Annotated in this window: 17 protein-coding genes; 5 read left to right on the plus strand and 12 right to left on the minus strand. The window is 51.0% G+C overall.

Features of this window, described 5'->3' with window-relative positions:
• Positions 1-3: 3 nt before the first annotated feature.
• From iscA to trmJ, 5 genes are all read right to left on the minus strand, one after another.
• Positions 4-327, minus strand: coding sequence for an iron-sulfur cluster assembly protein IscA (iscA, locus tag A6301_RS15905; protein ID WP_205543162.1), 324 nt, complete (start codon positions 325-327; stop codon positions 4-6).
• 80 nt (positions 328-407) lie between these two features.
• Positions 408-794, minus strand: coding sequence for a Fe-S cluster assembly scaffold IscU (gene iscU / locus A6301_RS15910; RefSeq protein WP_005970177.1), 387 nt, complete (start codon positions 792-794; stop codon positions 408-410).
• A 24-nt stretch (positions 795-818) separates the two neighbouring features.
• Entirely contained in the window at positions 819-2,033 is a 1,215-nt protein-coding gene (locus A6301_RS15915; RefSeq protein WP_234258225.1) for an IscS subfamily cysteine desulfurase, read from the minus strand.
• 251 nt (positions 2,034-2,284) lie between these two features.
• Positions 2,285-2,779 (minus strand): Fe-S cluster assembly transcriptional regulator IscR, encoded by a 495-nt coding sequence (iscR, locus tag A6301_RS15920; protein ID WP_107170447.1) that lies wholly within the window; start codon positions 2,777-2,779, stop codon positions 2,285-2,287.
• 119 nt (positions 2,780-2,898) lie between these two features.
• Positions 2,899-3,624 carry a tRNA (cytosine(32)/uridine(32)-2'-O)-methyltransferase TrmJ gene (trmJ, locus tag A6301_RS15925; protein WP_107170446.1) on the minus strand — a complete coding sequence of 242 codons (726 nt, stop codon included), beginning with the start codon at positions 3,622-3,624 and terminating at the stop codon, positions 2,899-2,901.
• Positions 3,625-3,766: 142 nt separating this feature from the next.
• Here trmJ and suhB point away from each other — a divergent pair, with 142 nt between their 5' ends.
• The 4 genes from suhB (at position 3,767) to A6301_RS15945 (ending at position 7,730) form a co-directional block, all read left to right on the plus strand.
• Positions 3,767-4,570 carry an inositol-1-monophosphatase gene (suhB, locus tag A6301_RS15930; RefSeq protein ID WP_107170445.1) on the plus strand — a complete coding sequence of 268 codons (804 nt, stop codon included), beginning with the start codon at positions 3,767-3,769 and terminating at the stop codon, positions 4,568-4,570.
• Between the two features lie 155 nt (positions 4,571-4,725).
• Positions 4,726-5,844, plus strand: a complete 1,119-nt coding sequence (locus tag A6301_RS15935; RefSeq protein WP_205543164.1) for an ABC transporter substrate-binding protein — start codon at positions 4,726-4,728, stop codon at positions 5,842-5,844.
• A gap of 6 nt (positions 5,845-5,850) precedes the next feature.
• Positions 5,851-6,933, plus strand: a complete 1,083-nt coding sequence (locus A6301_RS15940; RefSeq protein WP_234258226.1) for an iron ABC transporter permease — start codon at positions 5,851-5,853, stop codon at positions 6,931-6,933.
• On the plus strand, positions 6,930-7,730 hold the full coding sequence (locus tag A6301_RS15945; protein WP_215484018.1) for an ABC transporter ATP-binding protein: 801 nt from the start codon (positions 6,930-6,932) through the stop codon (positions 7,728-7,730). Before A6301_RS15940 ends, A6301_RS15945 begins: the two co-directional genes overlap by 4 nt.
• A gap of 56 nt (positions 7,731-7,786) precedes the next feature.
• Here A6301_RS15945 and A6301_RS15950 read toward each other — a convergent pair whose 3' ends face one another.
• The 7 genes from A6301_RS15950 to glyA form a co-directional block, all read right to left on the minus strand.
• Positions 7,787-8,110 carry a hypothetical protein gene (locus tag A6301_RS15950; protein ID WP_234258227.1) on the minus strand — a complete coding sequence of 108 codons (324 nt, stop codon included), beginning with the start codon at positions 8,108-8,110 and terminating at the stop codon, positions 7,787-7,789.
• 87 nt (positions 8,111-8,197) lie between these two features.
• Positions 8,198-9,865, minus strand: a complete 1,668-nt coding sequence (locus A6301_RS15955) for a methyl-accepting chemotaxis protein (RefSeq protein ID WP_205543166.1) — start codon at positions 9,863-9,865, stop codon at positions 8,198-8,200.
• A 329-nt stretch (positions 9,866-10,194) separates the two neighbouring features.
• Positions 10,195-11,322, minus strand: a complete 1,128-nt coding sequence (locus tag A6301_RS15960) for an ABC transporter substrate-binding protein (protein ID WP_107170439.1) — start codon at positions 11,320-11,322, stop codon at positions 10,195-10,197.
• Positions 11,323-11,440: 118 nt separating this feature from the next.
• On the minus strand, positions 11,441-12,514 hold the full coding sequence (locus tag A6301_RS15965) for a nickel/cobalt transporter (protein WP_234258228.1): 1,074 nt from the start codon (positions 12,512-12,514) through the stop codon (positions 11,441-11,443).
• Positions 12,505-13,164, minus strand: coding sequence for a DUF1007 family protein (locus tag A6301_RS15970; RefSeq protein ID WP_107170437.1), 660 nt, complete (start codon positions 13,162-13,164; stop codon positions 12,505-12,507). Before A6301_RS15970 ends, A6301_RS15965 begins: the two co-directional genes overlap by 10 nt.
• 30 nt (positions 13,165-13,194) lie before the next feature.
• Entirely contained in the window at positions 13,195-14,352 is a 1,158-nt protein-coding gene (locus tag A6301_RS15975) for a 3-phenylpropionate MFS transporter (protein ID WP_215484014.1), read from the minus strand.
• Positions 14,353-14,793: 441 nt separating this feature from the next.
• On the minus strand, positions 14,794-16,047 hold the full coding sequence (glyA, locus tag A6301_RS15980) for a serine hydroxymethyltransferase (protein ID WP_120358690.1): 1,254 nt from the start codon (positions 16,045-16,047) through the stop codon (positions 14,794-14,796).
• A 360-nt stretch (positions 16,048-16,407) separates the two neighbouring features.
• Between glyA and hmpA the strand changes: the two genes are divergently transcribed.
• On the plus strand, positions 16,408-17,598 hold the full coding sequence (gene hmpA, locus A6301_RS15985) for an NO-inducible flavohemoprotein (RefSeq protein ID WP_215484013.1): 1,191 nt from the start codon (positions 16,408-16,410) through the stop codon (positions 17,596-17,598).
• Positions 17,599-17,896 lie beyond the last annotated feature (298 nt).

Genomic DNA, 17,896 nt, shown 5'->3' on the forward strand with positions numbered 1-17,896 from the left:
GGGTCAGACGTTGAAACTTTCGCCGCAACCACATTCGCCGGTAATGTTGGGATTATTGAACTTAAAGCCTTCGTTCAACCCTTCCTTAACGAAATCCAATTCAGTTCCGTCAAGATAGACCAGGCTTTTACCGTCCACGATGACCTTCACGCCTTTGTCTTCAAAGACCGTGTCACCGTCGTTCAAGTCATCCACAAATTCCAACACATACGCCATCCCAGAACAGCCGGATGTCCGTACACCAAGACGCAGCCCAAGGCCTTTGCCCCGGTTTGCGATGAAAGCGTTCACGCGTTGTGCCGCACTTTCGCTCAGAGAAATCGACATACTGTTACCTCGATCGTTCGCCAGCTCGACAGGAACAGGCACCGAGAGACACGGTGCCCCGACGAGCTCAGCCGCAGAGATTACTGCGCGTCGCGTTTACTTTTGTAATCCGCAATTGCTGCCTTGATAGCGTCTTCCGCCAGGATGGAGCAGTGAATCTTCACTGGCGGTAGCTCAAGCTCTTCGGCAATCTGCGTGTTCTTAATCGCTTCAGCTTCATTCAGCGATTTGCCTTTTACCCACTCTGTGACCAGCGAGCTGGAGGCAATGGCAGAACCACAACCGTATGTCTTGAAGCGGGCATCTTCGATGATACCCTCATTGTTGACTTTTATCTGCAACTTCATCACATCGCCGCACGCTGGCGCGCCGACCATGCCGCTGCCGATAGAAGGATCGGCGTTGTCAAATGAACCCACGTTGCGTGGATTTTCATAGTGATCAATTACTTTTTCGCTGTAAGCCATGATAGTCGTCCCCGATCTGGTTAATTAATGATGCGCCCACTCGATGCTGCTGATATCCACGCCCTGTTTGAACATTTCCCACAGCGGAGAAAGATCGCGCAGACGACCGATGGATTTACGTACCAGCTCGATGGTGTAGTCGATCTCTTCTTCGGTGGTAAAACGTCCCAGCGAGAAACGGATCGAGCTATGTGCCAGCTCATCATTCATGCCCAGCGCACGTAACACGTAGGAGGGCTCCAGACTGGCCGACGTACAGGCAGAACCGGACGATACCGCCAGATCCTTGAGCGCCATAATCAGCGATTCACCTTCAACATAGTTGAAGCTGACGTTCAGGATCGTGGACACGCCGTGTTCGATATCACCATTCAGGTAGACTTCTTCAATATCATTAATGCCGTTCCACAGACGATCGCGCAGCGTGCGCAGGCGATCCATTTCTGCGGTCATCTCTTCTTTCGCGATGCGGTAGGCTTCACCCATGCCGACAATCTGGTGCACAGGCAAGGTGCCAGAACGCATACCACGTTCATGGCCGCCGCCGTGCATCTGCGCTTCAAGACGAATACGGGGTTTACGACGAACATACAGTGCTCCGATCCCTTTCGGCCCATAGATTTTATGGCCGGAGAAAGACATCAGGTCCACTTTTAACTGGTTGAGATCGATAGGCAGTTTACCTACGCTCTGCGTGGCATCGACGTGGAATACGATCCCACGACTGCGGCACATTTCACCAATAGCGGCAATATCCTGCACAACGCCAATTTCATTATTGACGTGCATGATGGAAACCAGAATGGTGTCCTCACGCATTGCGGCTTCAAGTTCGGTCAGCTCGATAATGCCGTTACGCTGCGGTGCCAGATAAGTCACCTCGAAGCCTTCGCGTTCAAGCTGACGACAGGTATCCAGCACGGCTTTGTGCTCGGTCTTGCTGGTGATGATGTGCTTGCCCTTCTTCTGATAGAAGTTGGCAACACCTTTAATCGCGAGGTTATCGGCTTCGGTCGCGCCTGACGTGAAGACGATCTCACGCGGGTCGGCACCAACCAGCTCAGCAATTTGGTTACGGGCGATATCAACCGCCTCTTCCGCCTGCCAGCCAAAACGGTGGGAACGGGAAGCCGGGTTACCGAACGTACCGTCCAACGTCAAACACTGCATCATTTTCTCAGCGACGCGCGGGTCAACCGGCGTGGTAGCTGAATAATCGAGATAGATAGGTAACTTCATTGCTCATAAACTCCGTACATCACTTCAAAACGTACAATGCGTTTTGTTTTATTGACAGGCTGTTTATACCCGCAACCTCTCGGGCCAATGCAAAAAATCTGACGATGTTATCGTTGGCACAATCTATCGTCAGAACACGCCGTGACAGTCGGGCTAACGCCAACACCACATTGGGCAATGTGGTCAGGATTATGCAGCTATCAGAAAGGCAAAACGTGACGAGTAAAGATGCTCGTCACATTGAAGGTGTATCAGGCGCGCAGGTTAACGTTGATCGTTTCCTGAATACGTCCATTGGCGGTGCGGCGAATGTCAGCATCCTGACGATCGGCAACGTTCAGCACTTCCTTATTATTCACCAGCTCATCCAGCGTGATGTTATTCAGGAAGTCGGTAATACGGTCGCTCAGATCGCGCCACAGCGTGTGCGTCAGGCAACGATCGCCACCCTGGCAGCCTTCGCGACCCTGACAGCGCGTTGCATCAACGGACTCATCGACCGCAGAAATAACCATACCAACGGCGATTTCATTCGCGTTTTTACCCAGCAGATAACCACCGCCCGGGCCACGAACGCTGGCAACCAACCCATTTTTACGCAGGCGTGAAAACAACTGCTCCAGATAAGACAGTGAAATGCCTTGGCGCTCAGAAATATCCGCTAAGGGAACCGGGCCTTCCTGGGAGTGCAGAGCCACATCGAGCATGGCGGTAACGGCGTAACGGCCTTTGGATGTCAGTCTCATGATAGTGGTACCTGTAGGTAAAACATGTATTATGAAAACATGTATTGGCAGAACATATCGCGAGTCTGACATTCCCGAGTGTTTTAGTCAACTATTTAACCGAGTAAAATACTCAAGTATTATTCGTCGTGGTTTTTTTGTACCGAACTCAGTATCCCACGCAAGATGTTAAGTTCCTGCGCTTCAGGCCTGGCGCGGGTAAACAGGCGACGCAGCTTGTTCATCACCTGCCCTTGATGTGCTGGTCGGATAAATCCGGTTTGCAGCAATGTCTCTTCAAGATGCTGATAAAAGCGCTCCAGATCGTCGACCAGCGGATACGGTGACTCTTCGTGTTCCGGCTTACCGGCCTGTAACCGATCCAAATGCGCGATACGCACTTCATAAGCAATAATCTGCACCGCCATCGCCAGATTCAACGAGCTGTATTCCGGGTTTGCGGGAATCGCCACGTGGTAATGGCATTTTTGCAGTTCATCATTCGTTAGCCCGACACGCTCACGCCCAAACACCAATGCCACCGGTGCGTGCTCCGCTTCCTGCGCGCTGCGAACGCCACACTCGCGCGGGTCCAGCATCGGCCAAGGCAAGGTACGAGAACGTGCGCTGGTGCCAACGACCAGACTACACCCTTCAAGCGCCTGATCGAGCGAATCAACAATCGTAGCATTACCAATGACATCACTGGCTCCGGCCGCCAGCGCAATCGCCTGCGAATCAGGCTTAACCAGCGGATTGACCAAATAAAGTTTGCTTAATCCCATGGTTTTCATCGCCCTGGCCACCGACCCCATATTGCCAGTGTGAGACGTTTCAACCAGAACAATGCGAATATTGTCTAACATATGTACTCTGTTGTGCGAAAAGGAAGAAGAAGTCGTGTGAAAAGGAAAGTGCCATACCTTAACACAAACTTAGCTATTTTACTTTTCCACTGCTATACTCTGCGCCGCTTTCCGTTCTTTAACATTCCAGTGGACCGATACCATGCATCCGATGCTCAACATCGCTATACGCGCTGCGCGTAAAGCCGGTAATTTGATTGCCAAAAACTATGAAACGCCAGACGCCGTCGAAGCTAGCCAAAAAGGCAGCAACGATTTTGTGACTAACGTCGATCGTGATGCAGAACGTCTGATCATTGAAGTTATCCGCAAGTCTTACCCACAGCACACCATTATTGGTGAAGAATGCGGTGAGTTGGCAGGTGAAGATCCGGCAGTACAATGGGTTATCGATCCTCTGGATGGCACCACCAACTTCATCAAACGTTTACCTCACTTCGCCGTTTCTATCGCGGTCCGCATTAAAGGCCGTACTGAAGTTGCCGTTGTTTATGATCCTATGCGTAATGAACTGTTTAGTGCTACCCGTGGTCAGGGTGCGCAGTTGAACGGCTATCGTCTGCGCAGCAGCACTGCCCGCGATCTGGACGGTACCGTGCTGGCAACCGGCTTTCCTTTCAAATTAAAACAACACAGCAAAAGTTATATCAATGTCATCGGCGCGCTGTTCACCCAGTGTGCGGATTTCCGTCGCACGGGTTCTGCTGCACTGGATCTCGCCTATGTAGCCGCGGGTCGCGTTGACGGTTTCTTTGAAATCGGCCTGAAGCCGTGGGATTTTGCGGGTGGTGAACTGCTAGTGCGCGAAGCTGGCGGGATCGTGACAGACTTCGTTGGTGCTCATAACTATATGACGTCTGGCAATCTGGTTGCAGGTAATCCGCGAGTGGTTAAAGCGATTCTGGGCACCATTCGTGAAGAACTGAGTGACGCGCTGAAACGCTAATCTCAACCAACTCCGGCTCACCCACATAAAAATGAAATTGGGTCGGAGTTGTTATTTTTCTTTACATATGAATCCTGTATACGCATTGTTTATCCTTATACGATAATAATTATCAAACTCATTTCTCTGATAAATTGTGAATTAGGATCGCCACCATGTTAAGAAAATCAGTAAGATCGCTCTTTCTGACCGCATTACTCTCCGCTCCACTTTTCAGCTATGCCACCCAATATCCTCTTACCGTTACCGACTTTGATGGCAGAAGTGTCACCATTCAACAAGAGCCGCAGCGCATCATTCTGCAAGACGGGCGTGATATTATGGCGATGGCTCTGCTTGACCGCGATAATCCCTTTCAGCGTCTGGTTGCCTGGAACAATCTGGCAAAAAAACAGGACACCGCAACCTGGGACATGCTGAAAGGAAAATGGCCTCAGTCCGTCGGCATTCTGGATATGGGCTTCAGTGACAAAGGTAACGTCGATCTAGAAAGCGTACTGTCAAAACAGCCGGATCTGATGATTGCCCAACTGCGTGCCAAAGCGGCACTGAAGGAAAGCGGCGTGATCGACAAGCTCAGCGCGCTGAATATTCCCGTCCTGTTTGTCGATTATGAAGTGAATCCGGCAAAAGATACCGCCCCCAGCATCGATCTATTGGGGAAAGTGCTAAACCGCGAAGCCAATGCCAAAGCGTATACCGATTTCTATCGTCAGCACTTCGATGCCATTCAGCAGAAAACCGCCGCGATAACCCCGAAACCCAGCGTCTTTGTTGAGCCGATTGCCGGTAACTCAGATTCTTGCTGTTTCACACACAGCAACAGCGGCTGGGGAGGCTTAGTTGAAGCCGTCGGCGCGAAAAACATCGGTTCAGATTTGCTGCCGGGCGCAACGGGTTTTGTCTCGCTGGAAAAAATCATCAGCATGAAACCTGATGTCTACATTATGACGGGTTCTAAACGTGGCAATAGTCAGGTACTGCCGTTAGGCTATGGCGCTAGCGTAGAAGACGTTCGCAATCAGGCTAATGTGCTACTAAGCCGCACTGGTATTAGCCAGATTCCAGCAGTTCAGGCGAAACACGTCTATGGCGTTTACCACCATTTTTACAACCATCCCTACAACATTGTCGGTATGGAATATCTGGCAAAAGATATTTATCCTCAAGCGTTTACCAGCCTGAATCCTGATGACACGTATCACCATATCATTCAGAATTTTACCTCGCTGCCCGACAGTGACTTTATCTTTGCCTGGAAACAAGGTGAGTAATTTTTCATGAGTACGACCACTGAACCGGGTATCCGCAATACTGCCGCGGATGCCAACACCGTTATGGACAACTATCGCGGCATCATCCGACGCCGCATGGGTGTGATGGCGATACTGCTGTTGATCATCATCGGCTCGTTGTTGCTGGATTTCACGATGGGGCCTTCGGGGCTAACGCTTGATGTGCTCTGGAACACGCTGACCGATCCGGCCAGCGCTGATGCAGGTACGCGCGTGATTGTCTGGGATATTCGTCTGCCTTACGCACTGATGGCGATTATTGTCGGACTGGCGCTCGGCCTGGCTGGCGCAGAGATGCAAACCATCCTGAATAACCCGTTGGCCAGTCCGTTTACGCTCGGCGTTTCTTCCGCCGCCGCATTCGGCGCCGCGTTGGCGATCGTGCTCGGTATCGGTATCCCTGGCATCCCGGCTCAGTGGTTTATTTCTGCAAATGCCTTTATCTTTGCGCTGTTGGCAGCATTGCTACTTGATGGCATCACGCGCTGGACGCAGGTCGCCACATCAGGCGTCGTGCTGTTCGGTATCGCATTGGTGTTTACCTTCAATGCACTGGTTTCCATGCTCCAGTTCATCGCTAACGAAGACACGCTGCAAGGGTTGGTGTTCTGGACGATGGGCAGCCTGGCTCGTGCATCGTGGGAAAAATTGGGCATCCTGCTGCTGGTACTTGTCGTTGTGATGCCCATTTCGCTGATGAGCTCATGGAAACTCACCGCACTGCGACTGGGTGAGGATCGTGCCGTCAGCTTCGGCATTAACGTGCGCCGTCTGCGTCTGGCGACGCTGCTGCGCATCAGTATTTTATCCGCTATTTCGGTCGCATTCGTTGGCCCCATCGGCTTTATCGGCTTGGTTGCTCCACATATCGCACGAATGATTTTTGGTGAAGACCACCGCTTCTATCTGCCTGCCAGTGCGTTAACTGGCGCACTGGTACTGTCGATGGCCTCTGTCGCCTCGAAAAACCTGATTCCCGGCGTCATTATTCCGGTCGGCATCGTCACCTCACTGGTTGGCGTACCTTTCTTCCTGAGTATTATTTTACGCCACAGAGGGAACGTATGAGTCAGCAAACCCTATCTGGATTACGACTTTCCCATTTTCGTGCGGGTTACCCCAAACGTCAGGTGATTCGCGATCTGTCAGTGCCACAACTGCCACGCGGGAAAATTACCGTGCTGCTCGGCCCCAACGGCAGCGGCAAATCCACCCTGCTGCGTGCCATGGCAGGCCTGAACCCCTCAGAAGGCGAACTGTGGTTGGATGACACCAACCTGATGACCTTGCCATTCGCTCAGCGGGCGGAAAAGGTCGTTTATCTGCCGCAGTCCTTGCCCGCAGGCGTTCACCTGCACGTGCTGGAATCGATTATCGTCGCACAGCGCGCTTCCGGCGGCATGCATAGCGCCGAAAAGCAGGATGAAGTCATGACCCTGCTGCGTCAGTTGGGCATTGAGCATCTGGCGTTAAGCTACCTCGATCAGCTCTCCGGCGGTCAGAAGCAGCTGGTTGGGTTAGCACAATCGCTGATCCGTCAACCCTCACTGCTCTTGCTCGACGAACCGCTCAGCGCGTTGGATCTGAATTATCAATTCCACGTAATGGATTTGGTACGCAAGGAGACGCGGAAGCGCAACATCATCACTGTCGTGGTGGTGCATGACATCAATATCGCGCTGCGTCATGGCGATCACGTGTTGATGCTACAAAATGGCAACCTGATTGCTGATGGTGCGCCTGCGGAAGTGATTAGCCCCGAAAGCCTGTCAGCGGTCTATGGCGTACGCGGACGTATTGAGCGCTGTTCGCAGGGCGTACCGCAGGTGATTATCGACGGACTGGTCAGCGAACCGACCATCTAAATGATGAGCCATTCGAATAACCTCCGGTAAGCGAATGCCCCGGAGGCATAATACTGCTAGTGTAAACGCTCACTTCCCAACATATCGCGCATGTTCGTCAGCATGTTCTCAAACAAACGTAATGCCAACCCAACGCTGTTTACGTTGTAGTACAGCGCCGCATCATGATGCTTTAAATAACTCTCAAACTCCGGTTTACCGATCAATTTATAAATAGCCGTAAATCGCAGGATCAGATGGCTGCAATTATTGAGATACAAATCAAGCGTACGATAATCGCTTTTCATCAATTGAGTCAGTAGCACAGTCATATGCTCGAATTCCGTCAACAGTGACGCATAATCTCCCAAATTTTCAGCGCTGTGCTCGGTCGATTTCATACTGTCATCTTCCTTTATCCTTTCGCCATCCGGCATAGGATTCTATGGCCGCGTACAGCCTCACAGCACAACACGCGGCTTAATAGATCAGAAACGCTGCCAATCTCCTTCATCCTGAGCAGCAGCGTTTTTTTTCTTCGCGGGGGCGAGACGAGGTACCGATAGGCCAGACGGTACAGAGGCAAGAGCAGGGGTCAACGCCGATGGCGTAATTTGCCCCACAATAAATTGCCCCACCAGTTGGCTCAACGTGCTTGCCTGCTCCTGCAACGACTGCGAGGCAGCGGACGCTTCTTCGACCAATGAGGCGTTTTGCTGGGTCACATCATCCATCTGATTAACGGCCTGATGCACCTGACTGATCCCCTGACTTTGCTCTTCCGTCGCCGCCGCGATTTCGTTCACCAAATCCGTTACCTGCTGGATCGCATCTTTCATTGCCGCCATGTTTTTCCCCACATCGCTGGCTTGTTCAACCCCTGCCGATACCAGTGAGTTTGAGGCATCAATCAAATCTTTGATCTCACGGGCTGCCGTAGACGAACGCTGTGCCAGCGTGCGCACTTCTCCTGCTACCACCGCAAAACCGCGACCTTGTTCACCCGCACGCGCGGCTTCTACCGCCGCATTCAGGGCAAGGATGTTGGTCTGAAACGCAATACCTTCGATAAGCGCAATGATGTCGGTAATCTTGCCTGAGCTAGTACGAATATGTTCCATCGTACTCAGCATCGTACTGACTGAATCGGCACTATTGATAGAAATCCGGCTGGCATTGCCCGCCAATAGGCTGGCCTGCTGCGTGTTCTCCGCATTCTGGCGTACCGTTTCGCTGATTTCCGTCATACTGGCAGCAGTTTGTTCCAGCGAAGCCGCCTGTTCCTCGGTACGCGCTGACAGATCCTCATTGCCTGCTGCAATTTGCGTCGCCGCACTGCTTACCGACTGCGATGAAGCATTCACCGAAGCCAGCGCCGCGGAAACGCGATGCATCAGGCTATTAAAGGCACGAGCGGTATTTCCAACCTCATCCTTGCGTCGATCGTCAGCCTGAATGGTCAGGTCAAGATGCGTGCTGACGTTTTCCATCGTTTGATTCATATTGTTCAAACTCTTTCTAATACCCAGGATGGTTCTCACAGCAAAAAAGCCAATCAGCAGCACAACCAGTAGCGTGCCTGACAACAGGCCAAACCACGTTTGATCGTAAACTTGTTTATTCACCTTGCGCAGATCGTCGCCCATTTCAACATTAAGATCGAATTGCTTACGGTAATTGGCAAGGAGGTCGCGCACCACTTTTCCGGGGCCATCCATTCCCTGAAGCAGACCAAGAGCGATATCATTTTGGTTCGCTCTTGATGCATTAATAAAAGCAGGTAGTGCTGCCTGTAATTTCTGGGTCAGGCCAATCGCCGTATTCGTCAATTGTCGATCCGCCTCGCTGGACGCATCGTTTATCAGGTAGTACTCATTGAGCTTCTTTATTTCCTCAATAGTGTTATTAATGTCCTGCTCGATCGGAGGCAGCTTACGATCGTCATCCGTGGTTTGATGACGATACAAAAAAAGCACCAATGAATTACTTTTATCCACCAGGTTATTCAAATCCTTGATACTTGGAATGGCATTATCCTGAACGTATTCAAAACGAGACTGGAACCCTGATAATAGTGATAAAGTGACGATAACCAATGAGATAAGTGCTAGCGACATTAACGAAAACGTCAACAGCAGGCGTTGCGTGATATTCATAAACCGCTCCATTTTAAATTTTTATACTGCATATTTTCCTGATTCGGGGATGTCACATCGGCAACATCCCGTTCTTACATGTCACTGAGTGCAGATCAGGCATGCTTTTACCACGCTCAGTTATCGGCAAACCCACAATGACCTTGCGCTCCCGATCGTTAAAACAAATTAATAAAATCAAATGGATAGATTAAAACTATCAACCAACGACAATTGATCGTCAAAAACGTCCGTTCATCTGTAACGGCACGCAAAGAAAGAGGCACAAAAAAAAGCACTGACCAATAAGGTTCAGTGCTTTTTTATCTCTGGTTTACTATCTGATAGCGCTATTTCTTCGCTGGCAGCGTAACCCAGTAGCCCGGCTGATACGGCAGCGGCAGGAACTTCTCATGGAAGGTACGGAATGTTGCATCAGGATCGAGGTCTTTAAATAGTTCAGGGTGCATCCATTTCGCTAATACTTGAATCGCCACAAACTGATACGGGCTGTCATAGAACTGATGCCAGATCGCATGAGCGTTGCCATCGGTTGCTACCGGCAACGTTTTAAATGCTGAGCGTTCCATCAATTTTTGCAAACGTTGCAGCGCTTCCTTCTGATCGGCTCCTGGTCCGACGCCAACCCAGCCGTTCGCCGTGTTGTAGTTTTTCCAGTTTGCGCCTGTTACCACCACGACATCCGGGCGAGAGCTGATAATCTGCTCAGGATTCAACGTACCAAACGTGCCGGGAATGATGTTCTTGGCAATGTTGTCACCGCCGGCAACGTCAACCATGCGACCAAAGTTTTCATCACCGAATGACATGCAGCACTCTTCGTCATAACCACCCGCACGGTCGATCATCACTTTTGGACGTGAGCCTTGATAGTTTTTCAACCGATCGGTGACGATTTCAATTTGCTCACGACGAAATTTAATAATCTCTTCCGCACGCTGGGGTTTGCCCACCAGTTGCCCCATGATATGAATGCTTTTCTCCGCATTCTCAAACGGCTTCTCACGGAAATCGATAAACACCACCGGGATACCCAGCGAACTGAGTTTTTCAATCAATTTACCTTCATCCGTCGCCGCTTTTGACTCCAAATTCATCAACACCAAATCCGGTTTTAGCGTCAATGCCTGCTCAACGTTGAAAGTGCCATCCTTCGCTCCGCCGAAGGTCGGTAGCTTTTTAATTTCCGGGTATTTCTTTTCATAAGCCATATAGCCGTCGTAATCCGCTTTTGGCAGATCGTCACGCCAGCCAACCACACGTTGGAACGGTGCTTCGGTATCAAAGGCAGCCAGCAGATAAATCTGTCGACCTTCCCCTAAAATAATCCGCTTCACTTCGGATTTAATTTCTACCTTCCTGCCACTAACGTCTTCAATAACAATCGGGTTAGCGCTAGCAGCAACGCTAGCGCTCAGCCCCAAGAGCACAACGACTGAGAACAGCCATTTCTTCATTATTATTCCCTTCTGCGATTATGGTTATAAATGATAATAGTTATCATTAATGAAATGATATCCTGCCGTGATTATCGGAGGCAATGGGTTTCTAACGAGAAGTTAATAAAAAGTGAAATCAGCCGGAGAATGGCCGAATACCGCCCATCATCGCGGGCTGTGCGCTGAGGTAAAGCAGGATACCGGAACCAACCAAAATCAGCCCGCCAGCAAAAGCCAGAAGAGAAAACGTCGCTCGCTGCCATACGGGCGATGCACGATTTGTCCCTAAACGCTCAACAACACGACGGCAGTAAAAAACCAGCACGGCCAACGCCGAGATCGTAATCGCCGTTCCGGCAGCCATCACCAGCGCAGAAACTACGCCCCACAGATAGACGCCGATCACTTTAGAGAAAAGCAGCACCAGAATAGCGCCTGAGCACGGGCGCATTCCCATTGCCAGTACAATCATCAGGCGCGTACGCCAGCTGCTATCACGCTCAAGCTCCTCATTACTAGGGAGATGGCGATGCCCACAGCCACAATCGGCATCGTGCTGATGAAGAGAATGAGACGGTGCAGGCATTGGGTGCAGCGTCAGACGTCCATGCGTTGGCTTGTTAAGTGGCGTCATGCGCAAAATTGTCGCCGGTTTGGGCTGCCGCGCTAGCGTGATATAGAGCTGTTTCAGCGCACGAAAACAGAGCAATAAACCCAACCCCGCCACCAGGACGAAACTCCCTTTCTCCATCCAGAAACTACTGTTATGCAGCGTCCGGCTCGACAGTTGCAAGATCCCGAGTACTACAGTCACCAGCGCTATCGCCATCAGTCCCTGAACCAGTGAGGCAGCAAATGTTAACTTCAGGCTGCTTTTCAGCTTCGACGGATGTGTCGCTAAATAGGTCATGATAACGACTTTGCCATGCCCTGGCCCGACCGCATGGAGCACGCCATAGACCAGACTGAACATCATCAGGCTCAGCCCAGCCTGATGAGGCTGCTGTTCCACCATCTGCAACAGATGTGACATCTGCTGGTGCAGCGATTTCTGCCAAATCGCACTTTGCAGCACGATTTGCGGCCAATATCCCACGATGTAATGTAGCGCCGCAGCAAGCAGCGCTAAAAACAGCCACAGCGGCCACAGATCGCGCAGCTGGCTCAACAACGAACGTTGACGCGACAGCGAGCCAAAGTTTACTGACATTGCAACGTCACCCGCTGTGCAAATTGTTTTCCCAAATCCATGTCTTCATCCGGTGCATCATTTTTATCCAGTGATAACGCATAGGATTGCAGTTCAGCGTTGGGCTTTGGCGTGAAAAGCGTAGTTTTACAGCGAGATGCCAGCTCGGGTGCCAGCTTAACGGCCTTATCATTCTGATAGGACATATCGACAAAGTAGGTCGGGTCGTAAGTAGAAATCAACAAAGGTTTTCCGGCCAGTGGCTGCGGGTGTGACAGCGGGAGTACAAATTCCAACACCGCCTGGTTGCCTTTACGGGAGAGATTATATTCAGTTGGCAGCCGAGCGTATTTTACGGGCTGATTATCACGATAAATGTCGGTGAAATAGTGCTGTCCCCACACATTCGCCATAACTTCCGCCGCCAGTTTTTTCCAGACTTCGGAATCCTTTTTCGCCTGTCCTGCGTCATACAGCAAGTCGGCAGACGTGATAGGGTCCATCGTCCACTGCATACGTAAACCGGTGATGTTGTCGTTCTGGCTTTCAACTGTCGTTTGCATATCAATAAAACTGTGTGGGTGAGCGAAAACGGGTTGGCAGAGCGCCAAACCTGTCATGAGCAACGGTATCCGACCGCCCCCTCGTTTCAAAGCGTTATAATGTAACATTATTTTTATCACAATGTGTACGCCACTCTCTTAGGTTTTTGCGACAGTGTGATGACTCACAGACGGTCGGATAAACAGAGCCGGAACAGCCAACAGCGCCATCACCCAAAACGTACCGCCCTGCAAATGATCAAACAGGAAGCCGGACACCATGGTCATCACCGCAATACTTCCCCCCATCGCCAACGCGGAATATACCGCCTGCAACCGCAATACGTCACCTCCGCTGCGTGCCGCAATAAAGCGCATGGCGGCCAGGTGGCAGACGGTAAACGTACCACAGTGCAATATCTGTATCACAATCAGCCACGGCAGAGCCACCGTCGACCCCATCAACCCCCAGCGCACCACACCGCATACCGCGGAAAGCAGCAGGAGTTGTCTAGCACTCCAGCGTCGGAACAGGCGCTGGCTAAAGGTAAAAATAACGATCTCCGCGACAACACCCAGCGACCAGAGATAACCAATAATCGAGGCGGAATAGCCTGAATCCTGCCAATAAATCACGCTGAAACCGTAGTAAGCCGCGTGCGCTCCCTGCAACAGCGATACGCAAAGTAGGAAACGCCATACCGCTGGTTCACTCAGTAATTTTTTCCATGGCGTAACGCTGGCAGATTGTGCCGTAGACGCGGTGGCCTGTGGCATCACACTCGGCCGGAACAGCATGCCAAGCAGCATAGCGACAAGGCCCGTACTTAAGATCGCCAAAATGGCAGGATGCCCCCAAATAGCCACCAGTTCCCCCGTCACAGCAGAGGCGATAACAAAGGCAATCGATCCCCACACGCGAACTTTGCCATAATCCATCGCTACCTGCTTTTGCCACGTGGCAGCCAACGCATCAGTCAGCGGCACCAGCGGCGCAAAAAACAGGTTAAACCCGATCATCACTATCATTAGCCACAGCCAGGCATTACCCAGCCAGAAACCGACGACCAATGCCAATGACAGCAGTGCCAGCCCACGCAATACCGTAATTAATTTGGACGGATCTTTCACGCTGGGCGTAATGACCAGACTACCGACGAAGCGCGCCACCAGCCCCGCCCCCAACAGCATACCTATCGACTCTGCGGACAGCCCCTCACCTTTTAACCACCCACCCCAAAACGGCAGGAAAACACCATAACAAAAAAAGTATGTGAAATAGCTCAGCGCCAACCAGCGCGTCGATTGCAAAACCATGATATCTCCCTTTCGATGACGAACACTCCCGCTCACCACCCTACAAACTGTCACAAACACAACGTGTATAATTTTCCGCTAAAAATGAGCCAACGCTTTTTGCTGGCGATTCTTTTTACCAGTGACTTTTTTTGCTGGTTACTGTGTCAGAGTGCATGCGACGGTGCAACGCGTTATTCGTTATTACACGTGAACAGGAATATCAGCCGATCGACAGGTATAAAAAATGTCCAGGAGGAATTTTTAACGTTGCGTCAGCAACGGCCTGTAAAGGGGGCGACCAAGGATGGCACGCCATAAAAAAACGTGGGGAACGTTTTTCAACGTCGCTTGCGATGGCCCGCAGGGTGGCGGCCAGGGATGGTACGCCATAAAAAACGCCAGCACAGAGGCTGGCGTTTGAGACGTTTTCCGACAGTGATGTCTGAGAAAAATGCCGAATTATGCGTAAACCGGGAAGCGGGCGCAGATCTCCAGAACTTTTTGCTTCACGCGTTCGATGGTTGCTTCGTCGTTGATGTTGTCCAACACATCACAGATCCAGCCAGCCAGTTCACGCACTTCCGCTTCTTTAAAGCCACGACGCGTTGCCGCTGGTGTACCAATACGGATACCAGAAGTCACGAACGGGCTCTTCGGATCGTTAGGCACACTGTTTTTGTTCACGGTGATGTTCGCACGACCCAGCGCAGCATCTGCTTCTTTACCGGTCAGGTTTTTGCTGACCAGATCCAGCAGGAATAAGTGGTTGCTGGTCGCGCCGGAAACCACGTTGAAGCCACGTGACAGGAAGACCTCTACCATTGCTTTGGCATTCTTCGCCACCTGCTGCTGGTAAACTTTGAACTCAGGCTCCATCGCTTCTTTCAGCGCAACCGCTTTACCCGCGATAACGTGCATCAACGGGCCGCCCTGACCGCCAGGGAATACCGCAGAGTTCAGTTTTTTGTACAGCTCTTCGTCGCCGCCTTTCGCCAGAATCAGGCCACCGCGTGGGCCAGCCAGCGTTTTGTGCGTGGTAGTGGTCACGATGTGAGCATGAGGAACCGGGTTAGGGTAAACATCCGCGGCAATCAGACCAGCAACGTGCGCCATATCAACAAACAGGTAAGCACCGATGCTGTCAGCGATTTCGCGCATCTTCGCCCAGTCAACCACGCCAGAGTATGCAGAGAAACCGCCGACGATCATTTTTGGCTTGTGCGTACGCGCCAGTTCAGCCATTTCGTCGTAGTCGATCTTGCCGCTTTCGTCGATGCCGTAAGGAATAACGTTATACAATTTACCTGACAGGTTAACCGGAGAACCGTGCGTCAGGTGACCACCATGCGCCAGGTTCATACCCAGAATGGTGTCGCCCGGCTGCAGCAGCGCGGTGTAAACGGCAAAGTTAGCCTGAGAGCCGGAGTGCGGCTGCACGTTGGCATAATCAGCACCGAACAGCGCTTTAGCACGATCGATCGCCAATTGCTCAACGATGTCCACATACTCACAGCCGCCGTAGTAACGTTTGCCTGGATAACCTTCAGCATACTTGTTCGTCAGCTGAGACCCTTGAGCCTGCATAACGCGTGGGCTGGTGTAGTTTTCTGACGCAATCAGTTCAATGTGCTCTTCCTGACGCACCACTTCTTGCTCCATTGCTTGCCACAGGTCGGCATCATAATCGGCAATGTTCATTTCACGCTTTAACATCCGGATCTCCTGACTCAGCTAACATAAATATACTGGGAATTGACGGCCCATTCGGGAATTGGCCTACCCTTTTGGGGAATGGCGTATAGTGTAAACCGTTTTTCCCTAATGAAGATAGGTCTTGACAGAGGTTTTTACGCAAACGATTAGCTACAGGCAGCACAAGGCTTCAGCAAATCTACGTGGTGTAACGACAAACGGATTTTTCTTCATTCTCATCCTGCTATTTCTTCATGTTATTCCTTCTGACCCACGCTAAAAGCCCCTACCACTAAAAAGGTAATTTACAGCGACGGACAAACCCAATAAGATGCATATAAAATACAACTTATAAGTCATGCAAACAAATAAGGAGTCACCATGCTGGATAACAACACTATCGCTATCGTTAAATCAACCATCCCTCTGCTGGCGGAAACCGGTCCGAAACTGACCGCACATTTCTACGATCGTATGTTTACGCATAACCCGGAGCTCAAAGATATTTTCAACATGAGCAACCAACGTAACGGCGATCAGCGGGAGGCGCTGTTCAATGCTATTTGTGCTTATGCGACGAACATCGAAAACCTGGCTGCACTGCTGCCTGCGGTTGAGCGCATCGCCCAGAAGCATGCCAGCTTTAATATTCAGGCCGATCAGTATCAGATCGTGGGTAATCATTTATTGGCCACGCTAGATGAAATGTTTAGCCCCGGCCAGGAAGTGCTGGATGCCTGGGGTAAAGCCTATGGCGTACTGGCGAATGTCTTCATCCAACGCGAAAACGATATCTACCGCAACACCGAAGCGAAAAACGGCGGCTGGAGTGGCGTGCGACCTTTCCGCATTGTGAACAAGCAGCCGCAAAGTTCAGTGATCACCAGCTTTACACTGGAACCCACCGACGGCCAGCCTATCGCTGACTTTCAACCGGGCCAGTATCTGGCGGTTTACATCAAGCATGACAGTTTTGCCAATCAGGAAATTCGCCAATACTCTCTAACCCATGCTCCTAATGGAAAGTCTTACCGGATTGCGGTTAAACGTGAAGCGCAGGGCACCGTTTCCGGCTATCTGCATGATACGGCTCGTGAAGGCGACATCATTCATCTGGCAGCTCCACACGGCGACTTCTTCCTTGATATCCCCGCCACCACACCCGTTGCTCTGATTTCCGGTGGTGTAGGACAAACTCCGATGCTGGGCATGCTGCATACGCTAAAACAGCAGGGCCATCAGGCTAAGGTATTATGGCTGCACGCAGCAGAAAACGGCGCAGCGCACGCGTTTGCTGATGAAATCGAACAGACGGGGCCATCACTACCGCAGTTTCAGCGCCACATCTGGTATCGGGAGCCACAGCAGACCGATCGTCCAGGCGAAGATTATCATCACAGTGGCCTGATGCAGTTATCCTCGCTACAAGATGAATTAACCACGCCCGCCATGCACTACTACCTATGTGGCCCTGTCGTTTTCATGCAGTTTGTCGCACAGCAACTGCTGGCAATCGGCATCCCCGCAGAACAACTGCATTACGAATGTTTTGGTCCACATAAAGTCGTCTAACCCTCATTGATAACGGCTCAAACCCAAAGGTCGCTTTTGCGACCTTTTTTTGTCTATCAAAACCTCGCCTTCCCAAAAACACTTTATTGATCACAATTTTATGTGCCGATACACGGGTACTCAGCTAAAAAAGAGGTCGGTCACAAAAAAACAGGCCTTATTAAAATAATATTTCATTTTTAATGAATAGTTATTTCATCAAAAGGTTCTGCGTTTAGGCATCGCCCTTGAATCGGCTTGGGTGCACAATAAAAGCCCCGATGTTCTCTCTAAAGGCCGTGACAAGAACGGTAAAAAA

Source organism: Pectobacterium sp. IFB5596 (genome assembly GCF_021432585.1).
GTDB classification, from domain to species: Bacteria; Pseudomonadota; Gammaproteobacteria; order Enterobacterales; family Enterobacteriaceae; genus Pectobacterium; species Pectobacterium punjabense.

Bases quoted from the DNA above. Each gene is read 5' to 3' on its own strand.
- iscU (WP_005970177.1), bottom strand. From the start codon at position 794: ATGGCTTACAGCGAAAAAGTAATTGATCACTATGAAAATCCACGCAAC.
- trmJ (WP_107170446.1), bottom strand. From the start codon at position 3,624: ATGTTAGACAATATTCGCATTGTTCTGGTTGAAACGTCTCACACTGGC.
- hmpA (WP_215484013.1), top strand. From the start codon at position 16,408: ATGCTGGATAACAACACTATCGCTATCGTTAAATCAACCATCCCTCTG.
- A6301_RS15935 (WP_205543164.1), top strand. From the start codon at position 4,726: ATGTTAAGAAAATCAGTAAGATCGCTCTTTCTGACCGCATTACTCTCC.
- A6301_RS15965 (WP_234258228.1), bottom strand. From the start codon at position 12,514: ATGTCAGTAAACTTTGGCTCGCTGTCGCGTCAACGTTCGTTGTTGAGC.
- glyA (WP_120358690.1), bottom strand. From the start codon at position 16,047: ATGTTAAAGCGTGAAATGAACATTGCCGATTATGATGCCGACCTGTGG.
- A6301_RS15955 (WP_205543166.1), bottom strand. From the start codon at position 9,865: ATGAATATCACGCAACGCCTGCTGTTGACGTTTTCGTTAATGTCGCTA.
- A6301_RS15945 (WP_215484018.1), top strand. From the start codon at position 6,930: ATGAGTCAGCAAACCCTATCTGGATTACGACTTTCCCATTTTCGTGCG.
- A6301_RS15970 (WP_107170437.1), bottom strand. From the start codon at position 13,164: ATGTTACATTATAACGCTTTGAAACGAGGGGGCGGTCGGATACCGTTG.
- A6301_RS15940 (WP_234258226.1), top strand. From the start codon at position 5,851: ATGAGTACGACCACTGAACCGGGTATCCGCAATACTGCCGCGGATGCC.
- A6301_RS15915 (WP_234258225.1), bottom strand. From the start codon at position 2,033: ATGAAGTTACCTATCTATCTCGATTATTCAGCTACCACGCCGGTTGAC.
- A6301_RS15975 (WP_215484014.1), bottom strand. From the start codon at position 14,352: ATGGTTTTGCAATCGACGCGCTGGTTGGCGCTGAGCTATTTCACATAC.
- A6301_RS15960 (WP_107170439.1), bottom strand. From the start codon at position 11,322: ATGAAGAAATGGCTGTTCTCAGTCGTTGTGCTCTTGGGGCTGAGCGCT.
- A6301_RS15950 (WP_234258227.1), bottom strand. From the start codon at position 8,110: ATGAAATCGACCGAGCACAGCGCTGAAAATTTGGGAGATTATGCGTCA.
- iscA (WP_205543162.1), bottom strand. From the start codon at position 327: ATGTCGATTTCTCTGAGCGAAAGTGCGGCACAACGCGTGAACGCTTTC.
- suhB (WP_107170445.1), top strand. From the start codon at position 3,767: ATGCATCCGATGCTCAACATCGCTATACGCGCTGCGCGTAAAGCCGGT.
- iscR (WP_107170447.1), bottom strand. From the start codon at position 2,779: ATGAGACTGACATCCAAAGGCCGTTACGCCGTTACCGCCATGCTCGAT.